This is a genomic window from Pseudomonas sp. CDFA 610 (assembly GCF_021147865.1).
In the GTDB taxonomy this organism is placed as follows: Bacteria; Pseudomonadota; Gammaproteobacteria; order Pseudomonadales; family Pseudomonadaceae; genus Aquipseudomonas; species Aquipseudomonas alliivorans.
In genome coordinates this window covers 322,116-338,986 of the sequence record NZ_JAGTPM010000006.1, presented here as the reverse complement: position 1 = coordinate 338,986, position 16,871 = coordinate 322,116, and the positions used below count along the sequence as shown (strand labels likewise).

The window sequence follows — 16,871 nt, the reverse complement described above, 5'->3', positions numbered from 1 at the left end:
AGTCCTGGCAAATTAGTCCGCCAGGACTGGCGTTTGGGCCAGTGGCGTCCCAACCTGCCGCACAAGATCATTGAGGAGCTCGCATGACCAAACAACACGCCTTTACCCGGGAAGACCTGCTGCGCTGCAGTCGTGGCGAGCTGTTCGGCCCAGGTAATGCGCAACTGCCCGCCCCCAATATGCTGATGGTTGACCGCATTACGCACATCAGCGAAGAAGGCGGCAAGTTCGGCAAGGGTGAGTTGGTCGCCGAACTCGATATCAATCCTGACCTGTGGTTCTTTGCCTGTCACTTCGAAGGCGACCCTGTAATGCCGGGCTGCCTGGGCCTTGACGCCATGTGGCAACTGGTCGGTTTCTATCTGGGCTGGCAAGGCAACCCCGGCCGCGGGCGCGCCCTGGGTTCGGGTGAAGTGAAGTTTTTCGGCCAGGTCCTCCCGACCGCCAAAAAAGTCACCTATAACATCCATATCAAACGCACCATGCGCGGCAAACTGGTCCTGGCAATCGCCGACGGTACCGTGAGCGTTGATGGTCGCGAAATCTACAGCGCCGAAGGTCTTCGTGTCGGCCTGTTCACTTCCACTGAAAATTTCTAAGGGTAATCGCATGCGCCGCGTCGTTATCACTGGTCTGGGTATTGTTTCCTGCTTGGGCAATGACAAAGACACCGTCACCGCTAACCTGCGTGCCAACCGCCCTGGCATCAAATTCCAGCCGGAATATGCCGAAATGGGTCTGCGTAGCCAGGTTGCCGGCTCCATCGACCTCAACCTCGAAGAACTGATCGATCGCAAGATTTTCCGCTTCGTCGGCCACGCGGCAGCCTATGCCTACCTGGCCATGAAAGACGCCATCGCTGACTCCGGCCTGACCGACGAGCAGGTATCCAACGTGCGCACCGGCCTGATCGCTGGCAGCGGCGGCGCGTCGACGCTGAATCAGATGGAAGCGCTGGATATCCTGCGTGAAAAAGGCGTCAAGCGCGTCGGCCCTTACCGCGTTACGCGGACCATGGGTAGCACCGTTTCCGCGTGCCTGGCCACACCGTTCAAGATCAAGGGCGTGAACTACTCCATCTCGTCCGCATGCGCCACCAGCGCCCACTGCATCGGCAATGCTGTCGAGCAGATCCAGCTGGGCAAGCAGGACATCGTGTTCGCCGGCGGCGGTGAAGAGGAGCACTGGAGCCAGTCGTTCCTGTTCGATGCCATGGGCGCGCTGTCCACCCAATACAACGAAACCCCTGAAAAGGCTTCCCGTGCCTATGATGCCAAGCGTGACGGTTTCGTCATCGCCGGCGGCGGCGGCATGGTCGTGGTCGAGGAGCTGGAACACGCTCTGGCCCGTGGTGCCAAGATCTACGCGGAAATCGTCGGCTACGGCGCGACGTCCGATGGCTACGACATGGTCGCGCCAAGTGGCGAAGGCGCCATCCGCTGCATGCAGATGGCGCTGTCGACCGTTGAAGGTCCGATCGACTACCTGAACACCCATGGCACCTCGACCCCGGTCGGCGATGAAATGGAGATGAACGGAGTACGTGCAGTCTTCGGCGACAAAGCCCCGGCGATCAGTTCCACCAAGAGCCTGTCGGGTCACTCGCTGGGCGCCGCTGGCGTTCACGAAGCGATCTACTGCCTGCTGATGATGGAAAACAAGTTCATCGCCGGCTCCGCCAACATCGACGAGCTGGACCCGAAAGTCGCTGACATGCCAATCCTGCTGGAAACACGGGAAAACGCAAAGCTCGATCGCGTCATGAGCAACAGCTTCGGCTTCGGCGGCACCAACGCCACGCTGGTTCTGCAGCGCTACCAGGCGTAAGCAAGAACCCGTGCAAGACAGAAAAGGCGCCTTTCGAGGCGCCTTTTCCGTTTTCGGACTGCGGTACGTAGCAGGCTCGATGAAAACGCTTGTCGGGGCGGCTTGCCGCAGGAAATCGCTCATGCCGAGCATGACATTCTCCCCCTCGCCCTGCCCGCGTTATGATTCCAGACACTCCCTGACCGACCATCGAGACCCGAACCATGCTCACCCTCACACCACGCGCCGAAACGGTGGAAGGCCAGCCGATTCTGCGTCCCCTGCCCTCCGCACGCTGCCGCAGCATCGGGCCATTCGTATTTTTCGACCACATGCTGGCGACGGATTACCCGCCAGGCACCGGCATGGATATCCGCCAGCATCCGCATATCGGCCTGTCGACGCTGACGTATCTGCTGGAAGGCGAACTGCAGCACAAGGACAGCCTGGGCAGCGACCAGTGCGTCAAGGCAGGAGATGTGAGCTGGATGACGTCAGGCGCGGCCATTGCCCATATCGAACGCACACCGGCCCCCTTGCGGGTGAGCGGCTCGCGCCTGCATGGCCTGCAGATCTGGCTCGCGTCGCCTCGCGACCACGAACAAGGTCCAGGTCATTACAGCTATCACCCAGCACACAGTCTGCCGCAACGCGACAATATGGGCATTTTCATACGGATGCTGGCCGGTAGCGGCTTTGGACTGCAATCACCCGTACCGGTGCTCTCAGGCACGCTGTACGCCGAATTACGCCTGCAGACCGCCACAACCCTGGCGATCGAGCCGGAACATCAGGAGCGCGCGCTGTACGTTTTAGAGGGTGAAGCTGCACTGGACGGCTCGCCGGTCTTGCCCTGCACGCTGGTCGTGCTGGAGCCGGGAACCACTGTCAATCTGTGCGCGGAAAGCGAATGCCATGCCGTACTGATAGGCGGCGCAGCACTGGACGGGCCGCGTCGCATGAACTGGAATTTCGTTGCCAGCAATCCCGCACTGATCGAAAGCGCACGCCGTCGATGGGCAGAGGGCGACTGGCCGACCGTTCCGGGAGAAACGGGCCGGATCGAGCTGCCTTGATCCGGCCCTTGATGCCCTTATTTCTCGTTGAACACTTCGTTCAATAGATCGTGCATTGACTTGAAGGCGCGCGCGGCGACCTTGGCGTCGTACATCATCTTGCCCGGAACATTGGCGTGCGGATCGGTGAACGAATGGAAGGCACCACCGTAGTTGTGCAACTGCCAGTCCACATTCGCCGCATTCATTTCGTCTTCGAACGCCAACTGCTGATCTTTGGGCACCATCGGATCAGATGCGCCGTTCAGGACCAGAACAGCCCCCTTGATGTTGCCGGCATCGGCAGGGTTTGGCGTGTCCAGCGTGCCATGGAAGGAAATGGCTGCCTTGAGGTCTGCGCCGCTGCGTGCCAGCTCCAGCGAACAGCAGCCGCCGAAGCAGAAGCCGAACGTCGCGATACGTTTGGCGTCCAGCGACACACCCGCCTGACTCAGCAGCAGCTCAAGACCGGCCTGCATGCGCTTGCGCAGCAATGCACGGTCGTCCTTCAGCGGCATCATCGCTGCGCCTGCTTCATCACCATTGGACGGGCGAATTTTCTGACCATAAAGGTCGGCCAGCAGCACTACATAGCCCTGCTCAGCCACGGCTTTGGCGATGTCTTCGGCGTCTTCGCTGACACCCATCCAGTTGGGCGCCATCAGCAGACCCGGACGTGACGAAGTGGCGCTGGCGTCGTACACGAGACGACTTTCATAGGGCAGGCCATCAATTTGATGCACCACGGAACGGACAGTAATCTTGCTGCTCATCGCTGACTCCTGATCATTTGAGTTTCGAAAAAATACCGTGCGAAAGCACAAACAAAAAACCCGCCGAAGCGGGTTTTCTGTCATTCGGTCATCAAACCGACAGTTCTACCAACAGCTTGTTCAGACGGCGCACGTAAGCGGCCGGATCCTTGAGGCTGTCACCGGCAGCCAGTGCAGCCTGGTCGAACAGGATGTGCGACAGGTCGCCAAAGCGCTCTTCGCTCTGCTCGGTGTCCAGTTTTTCGATCAGAGGGTGCCCCGGGTTGAATTCGAAGATCGGCTTCGAATCCGGAACCTTCTGACCACTGGCTTCCAGAATCTGACGCATCTGCAAGCCCATGTCCTGCTCGCCGATGGCCAGAATCGCAGGTGAATCGGTCAGACGATGCGACACACGCACTTCGCTGACAGACTCGCCCAAGGCGGTCTTGATACGTTCGATCAAGCCTTCCTTGTCCTTGGCAATCTCCTCCTGAGCCTTCTTGTCCTCTTCAGAGTCAAGCTTGCCCAGATCCAGATCACCACGTGCCACATCGACGAAACCCTTGCCATCGAAATCGCTCAGGTAGCTCATCAGCCACTCGTCGATACGGTCGGTCAGCAGCAACACTTCAATGCCTTTCTTGCGGAAGACTTCCAGGTGCGGGCTGTTCTTGACCTGAGCGTAGGACTCGCCGGTCAGGTAGTAGATCTTGTCCTGACCTTCCTTGGCGCGACCCAGGTACTCGGCCAGAGAAACGCTCTGCTCGCCACTCTCGTCGGAGGTGGAGGCGAAGCGCAGCAGGCCGGCGATCTTCTCCTTGTTGGCGAAGTCTTCTGCCGGGCCTTCCTTGAGGACCTGACCGAAATTCTTCCAGAAGCCCTTGTACTGCTCGGGCTCGTTCTTCGCCAGTTTTTCCAGCATGTCGAGGACGCGCTTGGTCAGCGCCGACTTCATGGAGTCGATGATCGGGTCTTTCTGCAGAATCTCGCGGGACACGTTCAACGACAGGTCATTGGAGTCGACCACGCCCTTGATGAAGCGCATGTACAACGGCAGGAACGACTCGGCCTGATCCATGACAAACACGCGCTGCACATACAGTTTCAGGCCACGCGGCGCTTCGCGCTGATACAGGTCGAACGGTGCACGGGCCGGCACATACAGCAGCGAGGTGTACTCCAGCTTGCCTTCGACCTTGTTGTGGCTCCAGCTCAGCGGGTTCTCATAGTCATGAGCGACGTGCTTGTAGAACTCCTGGTACTCCTCGTCCTTCACGTCGGAACGGGAACGGGTCCACAGCGCGCTGGCGCGGTTGACAGTTTCCCACTCGAGCGTCGGCGCCTCTTCACCTTCTGCCGCCGGAGCCTGCTCTTTCGGCAGCTCGATAGGCAGAGCGATGTGGTCGGAGTACTTCTTGATGATGTTGCGCAGACGGTAGCCATCAGCAAACTCGTCTTCGCCGTCCTTAAGGTGCAGAACGATGCGTGTTCCGCGCTCGGCCTTGTCCAGGGTCGCGACTTCGAACTCGCCTTCACCCTTGGACGACCAGTGCACACCTTCGCTGGCAGGCAGGCCCGCGCGGCGACTGAACACCTCAACCTGACTGGCGACAATGAACGCCGAGTAGAAACCGACGCCGAACTGACCGATCAGGTGCGAGTCCTTCTTCTGGTCGCCCGAAAGGTTTTTCATGAAGTCAGCTGTACCGGATTTGGCGATGGTCCCCAGATGGGTGATCACATCGTCACGGCTCATACCAATGCCGTTGTCTTCAAGCGTAACGGTCTTCGCGTCCTTGTCGAAGCTCACGCGAATCTTCAGCTCAGCGCCGCCTTCCAGCAGCTCAGGCTTGGACAGCGCCTCGAAACGCAATTTGTCGACCGCGTCAGACGCGTTCGAAATCAATTCGCGAAGGAAGATTTCCTTGTTGGAATACAGCGAATGGATCATGAGGTGAAGCAGTTGCTTTACCTCGGTCTGGAAGCCCAGGGTTTCCTTTTGAGTTTCCACACTCATGGTCATCAAACTCCGATCTGGATGGCATAAGCCGCCACGTGAGGCGTGAACCTGTGTGGCAGCGGGTAGTCATCAAAGTGGGGGCTGGGCGAGGGATTTCAAGAGCGAAGGAATCAATCCGTGCATTCCGGTTGTCGGCCGGGCCGTGAACTTCTTCGCCGCCCCGGATCGGCACCGCCTATGAGTAATAGCATCGACTGCTGTCTGCGAGCTGTTTCAGCTCGGCGCAACGTGAATAAAACAGTGGGATTAAATAATCTACCGAGTCGCCTGGAACTTAATTTACAAGGGCGTGCTCTTAGGCACGTGGATACTCAATAAGGAGAAATACCCCATGCGTAAATCTTTAGCCTATGCCTTGATGCTTTCTGCCACTCTGGGTCTTGCCGCTTGCGACAAAAAATCCGAGAACACCCAGCAAGATGCCAATAAAGCTGCCCAACAGTCCCAGGAGTCGATGGAGAAGGCTCAGGAAAAAGTGAACGACGCTGCCAAGGAAAGCCAGGAAGCCGCTCAGAAAAACGCTGAAGCCGCTCAACAGCGCGCGACCGAGAACGCCAACCAGGCTCCGGCCCCGGCGACTGAAGCTGCACCTGCAACCAAGTAAAGATATCGGCTTGCAGAACTACACATAATAAAGCCCGCTTAGGCGGGCTTTATTATTGCGCGTTTAGTTATATGACCAGCCTCATGCCAATGCTTCGCTGCGCTTGCCTTTTATTCTGTCGATAATAATGGCACCCGCCAGCGTTATAACCGATGGTATCAACCATGCCAGGCCCTGCTCACTCAACGGCAAGTTAGCCAGGACGTTCGGCAGGTATTCGGTAAACCCGGCACCTTTTATCGCATCGATCAGCCCGAAGATCAGCGACACCAGCATGACCGGAGCCACTACCCGCCCCTGACGCTGCCAGAAGTCCTTGCAGAAGCTCAACGCGACCAGAACGATGCAGGGCGGATAAATAGCGGTCAGTACCGGAATAGAGAACATGATCAGTTTGGTCAGGCCAAGATTCGACACCAGCAGCGAGAAGACCGCCAGCATCACCACCAGCGTCCTGTAGGACAGCGGCAAGACCTTGGCGAAATACTCGGCACAGGCGCAGGTCAGACCTACCGCCGTCACCAGACACGCCAGGGAAATCAGCACTGCCAGAAAGCTGCTGCCCAGCGAACCGAATGTATGTTGCACGTAGGCATGCAACACCACTGCGCCATTGGTAGCGCCCGCTGCCACTGCATGGCTGCCGGAGCCCAGCCGGAACAGACTGATGTACACCAGCGCCAGCCCTGCACCGGCAATCAGTCCGGCGATGATCGCATAACGTGTGATCAGCCGTGGCGATTCGACACCCCGCGAGCGAATGGCGTTGACGATGACGATACCGAAGACCAGAGCCCCCAGCGTGTCCATGGTCAGGTAGCCATTGATGAAGCCCTGCGAGAACGGCGCCGCCGTATAAGCAGGCTCCGCGGTCCCGATGTCGCCTGCTGGCAGAGCAAAGGCGGCGATACCCAGAATCGCAAGCGCGAGGATCTTCAATGGCGCGAGAAAGCGCCCTACCGTGTCCAGCAGGCGACCCGGATACAACGACACCCAGAACACCACCAGGAAATACACCAGGCTATACAGGGCCAGCGCCATCGGGCTGTCACCGGTCAGAGGTGCAAGCCCGACCTCGAAAGAAACCGTGGCCGTGCGAGGTGTGGCGAACAAGGGGCCGACGGCGAGATAGCACACCGCTGCCAGAATACCGCCCGCAACCTTGCCGATCGGGCTGCTCAGCGCATCCATCGCGCCGCCAACCCTGGCCAGGGCAATCACCGTCACTACCGGCAGACCCACGGCTGTCACCAGAAAGCCCAGCGCGGCGATCCATACATGGGAACCGGCCTGCAGACCCACGATAGGCGGGAAGATAATATTGCCTGCCCCGACGAACAGGGCGAACGTCATAAAACCAAGTGCCAGGATGTCCTGGCCTTTCAACACTTTCATTGCGAAGGACCACACAAAATCGAGATAAGGGAAATGACGTCACCCATGAATGAGGTGAACGCAGCCCGTCAGCGTAAGACGTGGCAGTACCTTGCGACGTGCCCCTTGTGAGGGCGACGCAAAAACGGGGCACAGGGTAGCGAACTCAGGCAACAAATGCACTATCACAGGGCAACCATCCGATATACGCCCTTTATCAGCGCGCCCCTGCATGACAGCGAATACCGACCTGCCCTGTGACGCTTTATCAACGACCAGAACGCACAAAGGCCACCCGAAGGTGGCCTTTGCTGATTGCTCGAGAAAGTAAGCGAGGCTTACTTCACCGGCCAACCGGTCAGCTCGGCCAGGGCCTTGCCGATGTCTGCCAGGGAACGAACGGTTTTGACGCCCGCGTCCTGCAGCGCAGCGAATTTCTCGTCTGCAGTACCTTTACCGCCGGAGATGATTGCGCCCGCATGGCCCATGCGCTTGCCCGGAGGAGCAGTCACACCTGCGATGTAGGAAACAACCGGCTTGGTCACGTGTGCCTTGATGTAGGCAGCCGCTTCTTCTTCAGCCGAACCGCCGATCTCACCGATCATGACGATCGCTTCGGTCTTCGGGTCTTCCTGGAAAAGTTTCAGGATGTCGATGAAGTTGGAGCCCGGGATCGGGTCACCACCGATGCCGACGCAGGTGGACTGACCGAAACCGGCGTCAGTGGTCTGCTTCACAGCTTCGTAGGTCAGGGTGCCGGAACGCGACACGATGCCGACCTTGCCTGGCAAGTGAATATGACCTGGCATGATGCCGATCTTGCACTCGCCCGGAGTGATGACGCCTGGGCAGTTAGGGCCGATCAGGACCACACCCAGCTCGTCGCACTTGACCTTGGCTTCCAGCATGTCGATGGTCGGGATGCCTTCGGTGATGCAGACGATCAGCTTGATGCCGGCGAATGCAGCTTCCAGGATCGAATCCTTGCAGAAAGGAGCCGGAACGTAGATAACCGAAGCATCGGCACCGGTGGTGGCGACAGCTTCTGCAACAGTGTTGAACACCGGCAGGTTCAGGTGAGTAGTGCCACCCTTGCCTGGTGTCACGCCGCCAACCATTTTGGTGCCGTAGGCAATGGCTTGTTCGGAGTGGAAGGTACCTTGCGAACCAGTGAAGCCCTGGCAGATAACCTTGGTGTCTTTATTGATCAGGACGCTCATTATTTGCCCTCCGCAGCTTTGACGACTTGTTGAGCAGCGTCGGTCAGGCTGGTAGCCGCGATGATGTTCAAACCGCTTTCTGCCAGTACTTTAGCGCCCAGTTCAGCGTTGTTGCCTTCCAGACGAACAACAACCGGGATTTTCACGCCGACTTCTTTCACTGCACCGATGATGCCTTCGGCAATCATGTCGCAACGAACGATGCCGCCGAAGATGTTGACCAGTACTGCAGCGACGTTGGTGTCGGACAGGATGATCTTGAACGCTTCGGTAACGCGTTCCTTGGTAGCGCCGCCGCCAACATCAAGGAAGTTTGCAGGCTTGCCGCCATGCAGGTTGACGATGTCCATGGTACCCATGGCCAGACCGGCACCGTTGACCATGCAGCCGATGTTGCCTTCCAGCGCCACGTAGTTCAGTTCGAACTTGGCAGCGTGAGCTTCGCGCGGATCATCCTGCGATGGATCGTGGAACGCCTTCAGTTTTGGCTGACGGTACATGGCGTTGGCGTCGATGTTGATCTTGGCGTCCAGGCAATGCAGATCGCCGTCAGCCTTGATCACCAGCGGGTTTACTTCCAGCAGGGCCAGGTCGTGGTCCTGGAACAGCTTGGCCAGACCGGTGAAGATCTTGGCGAACTGAGTGACCTGCTTGCCTTCCAGACCCAGCTGGAATGCCAGATCGCGACCCTGGAATGGCTGAGCGCCAACCAGTGGATCAATCGTGGCCTTGAGAATCTTTTCAGGAGTGTCGTGAGCGATCTTCTCGATGTCCACGCCACCTTCGGTGGAAGCCATGAACACGATACGACGGCTGGAACGGTCAACAACAGCGCCCAGGTACAGCTCTTTGGCGATATCCGTGCACGACTCGACCAGGATCTTGGTCACTGGCTGACCATTGGCGTCAGTCTGGTAAGTCACCAGACGCTTGCCCAGCCACTGCTGTGCGAACGCTGCAGCGTCTTCCTTGCTGCGGACCAGCTTTACGCCGCCCGCTTTACCGCGACCACCTGCGTGAACCTGGGCTTTGACGACCCACTCGGTTCCGCCGATCTTGTCGCAGGCTTCTGCTGCTGCTTCGGGGGTGTCAACTGCGTAGCCTTTGGATACTGGCAGGCCGTATTCAGCGAACAGCTGCTTACCCTGATACTCGTGAAGATTCATGCTTATTACCGTCTTCGTTTAGGTACTGCGCATTCGGTGCTGCACGTCAGCGTGCCGCACCACCTGTGACCGCTACTCCGGGTGGACTCCTGAACAGCCGTCGGGCCATCCTGAAGCCGCCTGAGAGGTCGAGTCCGATGCAGATTCCGCGGTGATTCCTGCTGGCAGGATTCACGACGGGCACTGCATCGTGGTTTCTTGTTGTCTCAGCGTTTCTTGCGGTTCTGGATGTGGATGGCACCGCCATTCACTGCCAGGGCCGCTTCGTGCAGCGCTTCGGACAGGGTCGGGTGCGAGAAGACCATCATGCCGAGATCCTCGGCGCTGCTGCCGAACTCCATTGCGATAGCACCCTGCTGCACCAGTTCGGCAGCGCTGGGGCCAATCACGTGGACACCCAGAACGCGGTCGGTCTTGGCATCGGCGATGATCTTGACGAAGCCACCGGTATCGTTGGCGGCCATGGCGCGGCCACTGGCTGCGAACGGGAAAGAGCCGACGTTGACTTCAACGCCTTCAGCCTTCAGGGTCTGCTCGGTCTTGCCGACCCATGCGATTTCCGGGTGGGTGTAGATGACCGAAGGAACCAGATCGTAGTTCATCTGGGCCTTGTGGCCCTTGATGCGCTCGACGACCATGATGCCCTCTTCCGACGCCTTGTGCGCCAGCATCAGACCACGAACCACGTCGCCGATCGCATAAACGCCCGGAACGCTGGTGGTGCAGTGATCATCAACGAAAATGAAGCCGCGCTCGTCGATGTCGACGCCGCTGTCGGCGGCCAGCAGATCAGTCGTCACGGGACGACGGCCTACGGCAACGATCAAGCGGTCGAAAACGATCTTCTGTTCGCCGGAAGCGTCGGTGTAAGTGACTTCAACTTCCTCGCCGTTGACTTTCGAGCCGGTCACGCGAGCGCCAAGCTTGATGTCCAGACCCTGTTTGGTGAAGGTCTTCAGCGCTTCCTTGGAAACCGCCTCGTCAGCTGCCGGAATGAATTTTTCCAGCGCTTCCAGAACGGTCACCTGAGCACCAAGGCGAGCCCAGACGGAACCCAGTTCCAGGCCGATCACGCCAGCGCCAATCACGCCCAGGCGTTTTGGCACTTGCTGGAATTCCAGCGCGCCGGTGGAGTCGACGATGACTTTCTGGTCGACCGGAGCCGGTGGAATGTCGATCGGACGCGAACCGGAAGCCAGGATCACGTGATCCGCTTCGATGATTTCGACCGTACCGTCAGCACCGGTCAGCTCGACCTTCTTGCCGGCCAGCAGCTTGCCGTGGCCTTGCAGAGTGGTGACGCCGTTGGCTTTGAACAGGCTGGCAACGCCGCCGGTCAGGCCTTTGACGATAGTCGACTTGCGACCGATCATGGCCGGCACATCCATGGACACTTCGGAAGTCGAAATACCGTGGACTGCAAAGCCGTTCTTGGCTTCGTAGAATTTCCAGGAGCTGTCCAGCAGTGCCTTGGACGGGATGCAACCAACGTTCAGGCAGGTACCGCCGAGGGCCAGTTTGCCCTCCTTGTCCTGATATTTCTCGATGCAGGCAGTCTTGAGACCAAGTTGCGCAGCCTTGATGGCGGCAACATAACCGCCAGGGCCTGCGCCAATCACTACCACGTCGAATTTCTGGGACATAAAAAGATTCCTTTTTAGCTGCGAGCTTCAAGCTGCAAGCTGCAAGCCGCTCTGCCTTGCGGCGTCGCTGGCTTGCGACCAATTCATAAGTGCAACACATCAGCCTCGGGCTGCACACCAACCCGATCACTCAGGCCGACACGTGCACCCCTTGGCTGCTTCATCAGATATCCAGCAGAAGACGCGCTGGATCTTCCAGCAGGTTCTTGATGGTAACGAGGAAGGTTACAGCTTCTTTACCGTCGATCAAACGGTGATCGTACGACAGCGCCAGATACATCATCGGGCGGATCACGACCTGACCATTGACTGCCATGGGACGCTGCAGAATGTTGTGCATGCCCAGGATGGCTGCCTGCGGCGGGTTGACGATCGGTGTCGACATCATCGAACCGAAGGTACCGCCGTTGGTGATGGTGAAGGTGCCGCCAGTCATCTCGTCGATGGACAGCTTGCCGTCACGCGCCTTCTTGCCGAAGGTGGCGATGCCGCCTTCGATTTCAGCCAGGCTCATGTGCTCGGCGTTACGCAGAACCGGTACAACCAGACCACGGTCGCTGGAAACCGCAACACCTACGTCAGCGTAGCCATGGTAGACGATGTCGGAACCGTCGATCGACGCGTTGACAGCCGGGAAGCGCTTCAGTGCTTCGGTAGCGGCCTTGACGAAGAACGACATGAAGCCCAGACGTACGCCGTTGTGGGACTTCTCGAACAGGTCCTTGTACTTCGAACGCAGCGCCATGACTTCAGTCATGTCCACTTCGTTGAACGTGGTCAGCATGGCCATGTTCGACTGGGCTTCAACCAGACGCTTGGCCACGGTTGCACGCACACGGGTCATCGGTACGCGCTTCTCGGTGCGGTCGCCAGCGGCAACGACAGGCGCAGCAACGGCAGCAGGCTTGGCAGCTGGAGCAGCGGCTGGAGCGGATTTCTTCGCTTCGATGGCGGCAACCAGGTCTTCCTTGGTGATACGGCCATCTTTACCGGTGCCTTTGACGCTGGCCAGGTTGATACCGTTTTCTTCAGCCAGCTTGCGGGCGGCTGGCGCAGCAATCGGATCTTCATCGTCAGCGGCAGATGCGGCAGGCGCCGATGCGGCAGGAGCAGCGGCGGCAGCAGGAGCAGGAGCAGCGGATGCAGTTGCACCGGCGTCCAGGGTCGCAATCAGTTCATTGGACAGGACAGTGTCGCCCTCGCCTTTAACGATCGATGCCAGCACGCCGTCAGCTTCGGCCAGAACTTCGAGGACAACCTTGTCAGTCTCGATGTCGACCAGCAGCTCGTCACGTTTTACCGCTTCGCCCGGTTGCTTGTGCCACTTGGAAATAGTGCCGTCGGCAACGGATTCCGGGAAAGAGGGGGCTTTGATCTCGATAGCCATTATCTGTAATTCCTTAATTCGGTTTCTAATGCTCGAAGGCGTTAAACAGTGAAGGCATCTTGCAGGAGTTTTTCCTGCTGCTCGGCGTGCATCGAAGCGTAGCCACAGGCTGGAGCGGCAGAAGCATCACGACCTGCATACTCGAGAACGAGCTCGCGCTTGTGGTTGCCCACACTGCGACGCAGATGATGCTGACTGCTGTACCAGGCGCCCTGGTTCATCGGCTCTTCCTGACACCAGACCACATGCTGCAGGTTGGTGTAAGGCGCGATCGTTTCCATCAGATCATCTTCAGGGAACGGATACAGCTGCTCGATACGAACGATGGCGATATCTTCACGACCTTCGGCACGGCGTTTTTCCAGCAGGTCGTAGTAGACCTTGCCGCTGCACAGCACCAGACGTGTGACCTTGGCCGGGTCGAGGGTATCGATTTCCGGAATGACAGTCTGGAACGAGCCTTCGGCCAGTTCTTCGAGCGTCGAAACCGCAAGCTTGTGGCGCAACAGCGACTTGGGCGTCAGCACAATCAGTGGCTTGCGCAACGGACGGATCACCTGACGGCGCAGCAAGTGGTAGATCTGGGCCGGCGTCGTCGGCACACACACCTGAATGTTGTGCTCGGCACACAGCTGCAGGTAGCGCTCAAGGCGTGCGGAGGAGTGCTCCGGGCCCTGCCCTTCATAACCGTGAGGCAACAGCATGGTCAGACCACACAGACGGCCCCACTTGTGTTCGCCGCTGGTGATGAACTGGTCGACAACCACCTGGGCACCGTTGGCGAAGTCGCCGAACTGGGCTTCCCAGATGACCAGCGCGTTAGGCTGGGTGGTCGAATAGCCGTACTCGAATGCCAGAACCGCTTCTTCCGACAGGAACGAGTCGTACAGGTCAAAACGAGGCTGACCGGCATACAGGTTCTGCAGAGGAATGTAGGTGCCTGCGTCCTTCTGGTTATGCAACACGGCGTGACGGTGCGAGAACGTACCGCGACCGATATCCTGACCCGTCATGCGGATCGGATGACCTTCGAACGCCAGCGTGGCGTACGCCATGGTTTCGGCATAACCCCAGTTGATCGGCAAGCCACCGGCCTGCATCTTCTGGCGATCTTCGTAGATCTTCTGGACCTGACGCTGCACGACGAAGCCTTCCGGCAGCTCCATCAGCTTGGCGGACAGTTCCTGAAGGGTCTTGAGATCGAAACGGGTATCGTGACGCGCAGTCCAGGCGTGACCCAGATACGGACGCCAGTCCACGAACAATTCCTTGTTCGGCTCCTTTACCAGGCTTTTCACAACGTGCAGACCGTTGTCCAGCGCGCTGCGGTAGTCGTCGACCTTGGCCTGAACACGGGCCTCGTCGAGGATGCCGGTCTTGATCAGATGCTCGGCATACAACTCACGGGTGGTGCGCTGCTTGGTGATCTGCTGGTACATCAGAGGCTGGGTGCCGCTAGGCTCGTCAGCTTCGTTGTGACCGCGACGACGGTAGCAGACCAGATCGATGACGATGTCGCGCTTGAACTGCATGCGGTAATCGATCGCCAACTGGGTCACGAACATCACAGCTTCAGGGTCATCGCCATTCACATGGAGAATCGGTGCCTGAATCATCTTAGCAACGTCGGTCGCGTACTCGGTGGAACGCGAGTCCAGCGGGTTGCTGATGGTGAAGCCTACCTGGTTGTTGATGACGATGTGGATCGTGCCGCCCGTCTTGAAGCCGCGGGTCTGCGACATCTGGAAGGTTTCCATCACAACGCCCTGGCCTGCGAAAGCGGCGTCGCCGTGAAGGGAGATCGGCAGAACCTTGTCACCGTTCGGATCGTTGCGACGATCCTGACGCGCGCGCACCGAACCCTCAACCACCGGAGACACGATCTCCAGGTGAGACGGGTTGAATGCCATGGCAAGGTGAACTTCACCGCCTGCGGTCATGACGTTGGAAGAAAAGCCCTGGTGATACTTGACGTCACCGGAACCCAGTTCCACTTTCTTCTTGCCTTCGAACTCGTCGAACAGGTCGCGCGGGTTCTTGCCGAAGGTGTTGACCAGTACGTTCAGACGGCCACGGTGGGCCATGCCGATCACGACTTCCTTGGTGCCGTAGGAGCCGGAACGCTGAATCAGCTCGTCGAGCATCGGAATCAGGCTCTCGCCGCCTTCGAGGCCGAAACGCTTGGTGCCCGGGTATTTGGTGCCCAGGTATTTTTCGAGGCCTTCGGCAGCGGTTACGCGCTCGAGCAGATGGCTCTGGATGTCAGCCGAAAAGGCAGGACGACCGCGTACGCTTTCCAGACGCTGCATGAACCAGTTGCGCTGCTCGGAATCCACGATGTGCGTGAACTCGGAGCCGATGGTGCGACAATATGTCTGCTGCAACGCTTCGTGGATTTCGCGTAGGCTCGCTTCCTCTTTGCCGATGAACAAGTCGCCGGCGCGGAAAGTCGTATCCAGATCGGCATTGGTCAAGCCGTAATGATTGATCGACAGATCGGCAGGCGCAGGACGCTGCCACAGACCCAGCGGATCGAGCTGGGCAGCCTGATGGCCGCGCATACGATAAGCCTGGATCAGTCGCAGAACTTCAACCTGCTTCTTCTCGTGCTCGCTGCTCACACTGCCGGCGGACACCGGTTGAGCGCGGCGCTGGTTTTTGGCCAGCAACACGAAATGATCGCGAATGGTCGAGTGCGATACATCAGTGGCAGAGCTGCCATCAGCTGGCAACTTCTGAAAGTAGGTGCGCCATTCTTCTGGCACAGCGTTAGGGTCGTGCAGGTAAAGCTCATAGAGCTCTTCCACATAGGCAGCGTTACCACCGGATAGGTGGGCACTGTTCCACATGCGCTGCATCACGCTTTCTTGCATGCTTGGTCACCCTCGGTAAGGGGACACCACCGGCGAAGACACCAGAGCAATCCTGAAATAGTCGTGTGCAGCGACTGTATCAAGTCACCAGGGAATCACGCAGATAGTCCGGGTACCAGCCCGGATGCCCCTGCTGGTCTCATTTCTTCAAAATAAGAGCCGCAGCCTTGCGAGCTACTGCTCAGGTTAAAACCACGGCGCCGGTTGAAGCCTGCGCCGCAGCCATTTCAGTACAACGATGTTACAGGTAAAGCGATGAATCAGACGCCGTTCTGTAGAAGCATGTTGCGAACGTGACCGATAGCCTTCGTCGGGTTAAGGCCCTTCGGACAAACGTTGACGCAGTTCATGATTCCGCGGCAGCGGAACACGCTGAACGGATCGTCCAGTGAAGCCAGACGCTCACTGGTCCGGGTGTCACGGCTGTCAGCCAGGAAACGATAGGCTTGCAGCAATGCGGCCGGGCCCAGGAACTTGTCGGGGTTCCACCAGAAGGACGGGCAGGATGTCGAGCAGCAGGCGCACAGAATGCACTCGTACAGGCCATCGAGCTTCTCGCGCTCTTCCGGGGTCTGCAGACGTTCAATGGCCGGTGCCGGCGTGTCGTTCTGCAGGAATGGCTTCACCTTCTCGTACTGCTTGTAGAAGATGCTCATATCGACGACCAGGTCACGAATGACCGGCAGGCCCGGCAGCGGACGTACGATCAACTTGCCCTTGGCAACCACGGCAGACACAGGCGTGATGCACGCCAGGCCATTCTTGCCGTTCATGTTCATGCCATCGGAACCGCAGACGCCTTCACGGCACGAACGGCGGTACGAGAAGCCTTGATCCTGTTCTTTGACCAGAGCCAGCACGTCCAGCACCATCAGGTCCTTACCACCGGTATCGACCTGAAATTCCTGCATGAACGGCGCAGCATCCTGCTCAGGGTTGTAACGATAAACACTGACTTGCAACATATC

The 16,871-nt window shown here is 58.6% G+C and carries 13 protein-coding genes; 4 read left to right on the top strand and 9 right to left on the bottom strand.

Going from position 1 to position 16,871, the window contains the following annotated elements:
* The first annotated feature begins 83 nt into the window (after positions 1-83).
* The 3 genes from fabA to KDX39_RS13615 all read left to right on the top strand — a co-directional run bounded on the left by fabA (position 84) and on the right by KDX39_RS13615 (position 2,882).
* Positions 84-599, top strand: coding sequence for a 3-hydroxyacyl-[acyl-carrier-protein] dehydratase FabA (fabA, locus tag KDX39_RS13625; RefSeq protein ID WP_024686114.1), 516 nt, complete (start codon positions 84-86; stop codon positions 597-599).
* Between the two features lie 10 nt (positions 600-609).
* Entirely contained in the window at positions 610-1,827 is a 1,218-nt protein-coding gene (fabB, locus tag KDX39_RS13620) for a beta-ketoacyl-ACP synthase I (protein ID WP_099227220.1), read from the top strand.
* 203 nt (positions 1,828-2,030) lie between these two features.
* Positions 2,031-2,882, top strand: coding sequence for a pirin family protein (locus tag KDX39_RS13615; protein WP_231660706.1), 852 nt, complete (start codon positions 2,031-2,033; stop codon positions 2,880-2,882).
* A 17-nt stretch (positions 2,883-2,899) separates the two neighbouring features.
* On the opposite strand, the gene KDX39_RS13610 is transcribed toward KDX39_RS13615, so the two are convergent.
* Entirely contained in the window at positions 2,900-3,634 is a 735-nt protein-coding gene (locus tag KDX39_RS13610; RefSeq protein ID WP_231660705.1) for a dienelactone hydrolase family protein, read from the bottom strand.
* Positions 3,635-3,725: 91 nt separating this feature from the next.
* Positions 3,726-5,633: a molecular chaperone HtpG gene (gene htpG, locus KDX39_RS13605; RefSeq protein ID WP_231660704.1), complete on the bottom strand. Its 1,908-nt coding sequence runs from the start codon at positions 5,631-5,633 to the stop codon at positions 3,726-3,728.
* Between the two features lie 334 nt (positions 5,634-5,967).
* Between htpG and KDX39_RS13600 the strand changes: the two genes are divergently transcribed.
* Positions 5,968-6,240: a hypothetical protein gene (locus tag KDX39_RS13600; protein ID WP_004882571.1), complete on the top strand. Its 273-nt coding sequence runs from the start codon at positions 5,968-5,970 to the stop codon at positions 6,238-6,240.
* An 81-nt stretch (positions 6,241-6,321) separates the two neighbouring features.
* Here the strand turns inward: KDX39_RS13600 and brnQ are convergent, their stop codons facing one another.
* The 7 genes from brnQ to KDX39_RS13565 form a co-directional block, all read right to left on the bottom strand.
* Positions 6,322-7,635 (bottom strand): branched-chain amino acid transport system II carrier protein, encoded by a 1,314-nt coding sequence (gene brnQ, locus KDX39_RS13595; protein WP_231660703.1) that lies wholly within the window; start codon positions 7,633-7,635, stop codon positions 6,322-6,324.
* Positions 7,636-7,952: 317 nt separating this feature from the next.
* The gene (sucD, locus tag KDX39_RS13590; protein ID WP_004882573.1) at positions 7,953-8,834 is read right to left on the bottom strand and encodes a succinate--CoA ligase subunit alpha; all 882 of its coding nucleotides are present in this window, start codon (positions 8,832-8,834) and stop codon (positions 7,953-7,955) included.
* On the bottom strand, positions 8,834-10,000 hold the full coding sequence (sucC, locus tag KDX39_RS13585) for an ADP-forming succinate--CoA ligase subunit beta (RefSeq protein WP_004882574.1): 1,167 nt from the start codon (positions 9,998-10,000) through the stop codon (positions 8,834-8,836). The genes sucD and sucC overlap by 1 nt, the downstream gene beginning before the upstream one ends.
* Before the next feature lie 206 nt (positions 10,001-10,206).
* The gene (gene lpdA, locus KDX39_RS13580) at positions 10,207-11,643 is read right to left on the bottom strand and encodes a dihydrolipoyl dehydrogenase (RefSeq protein WP_099227216.1); all 1,437 of its coding nucleotides are present in this window, start codon (positions 11,641-11,643) and stop codon (positions 10,207-10,209) included.
* A 163-nt stretch (positions 11,644-11,806) separates the two neighbouring features.
* A complete protein-coding gene (gene odhB, locus KDX39_RS13575) occupies positions 11,807-13,030 on the bottom strand; it encodes a 2-oxoglutarate dehydrogenase complex dihydrolipoyllysine-residue succinyltransferase (protein WP_099227215.1) in 1,224 nt (407 codons plus the stop codon).
* A gap of 41 nt (positions 13,031-13,071) precedes the next feature.
* Complete coding sequence (locus KDX39_RS13570) at positions 13,072-15,903, bottom strand: 2-oxoglutarate dehydrogenase E1 component (RefSeq protein WP_184323285.1); 2,832 nt, start codon at positions 15,901-15,903, stop codon at positions 13,072-13,074.
* Positions 15,904-16,163: 260 nt separating this feature from the next.
* Positions 16,164-16,868: a succinate dehydrogenase iron-sulfur subunit gene (locus tag KDX39_RS13565; protein ID WP_004882578.1), complete on the bottom strand. Its 705-nt coding sequence runs from the start codon at positions 16,866-16,868 to the stop codon at positions 16,164-16,166.
* Between the last annotated feature and the right edge of the window lie 3 nt (positions 16,869-16,871).

Bases quoted from the DNA above. Each gene is read 5' to 3' on its own strand.
- fabA (WP_024686114.1), top strand. From the start codon at position 84: ATGACCAAACAACACGCCTTTACCCGGGAAGACCTGCTGCGCTGCAGT.
- fabB (WP_099227220.1), top strand. From the start codon at position 610: ATGCGCCGCGTCGTTATCACTGGTCTGGGTATTGTTTCCTGCTTGGGC.
- KDX39_RS13615 (WP_231660706.1), top strand. From the start codon at position 2,031: ATGCTCACCCTCACACCACGCGCCGAAACGGTGGAAGGCCAGCCGATT.
- KDX39_RS13610 (WP_231660705.1), bottom strand. From the start codon at position 3,634: ATGAGCAGCAAGATTACTGTCCGTTCCGTGGTGCATCAAATTGATGGC.
- htpG (WP_231660704.1), bottom strand. From the start codon at position 5,633: ATGAGTGTGGAAACTCAAAAGGAAACCCTGGGCTTCCAGACCGAGGTA.
- KDX39_RS13600 (WP_004882571.1), top strand. From the start codon at position 5,968: ATGCGTAAATCTTTAGCCTATGCCTTGATGCTTTCTGCCACTCTGGGT.
- brnQ (WP_231660703.1), bottom strand. From the start codon at position 7,635: ATGAAAGTGTTGAAAGGCCAGGACATCCTGGCACTTGGTTTTATGACG.
- sucD (WP_004882573.1), bottom strand. From the start codon at position 8,834: ATGAGCGTCCTGATCAATAAAGACACCAAGGTTATCTGCCAGGGCTTC.
- sucC (WP_004882574.1), bottom strand. From the start codon at position 10,000: ATGAATCTTCACGAGTATCAGGGTAAGCAGCTGTTCGCTGAATACGGC.
- lpdA (WP_099227216.1), bottom strand. From the start codon at position 11,643: ATGTCCCAGAAATTCGACGTGGTAGTGATTGGCGCAGGCCCTGGCGGT.
- odhB (WP_099227215.1), bottom strand. From the start codon at position 13,030: ATGGCTATCGAGATCAAAGCCCCCTCTTTCCCGGAATCCGTTGCCGAC.
- KDX39_RS13570 (WP_184323285.1), bottom strand. From the start codon at position 15,903: ATGCAAGAAAGCGTGATGCAGCGCATGTGGAACAGTGCCCACCTATCC.
- KDX39_RS13565 (WP_004882578.1), bottom strand. From the start codon at position 16,868: ATGTTGCAAGTCAGTGTTTATCGTTACAACCCTGAGCAGGATGCTGCG.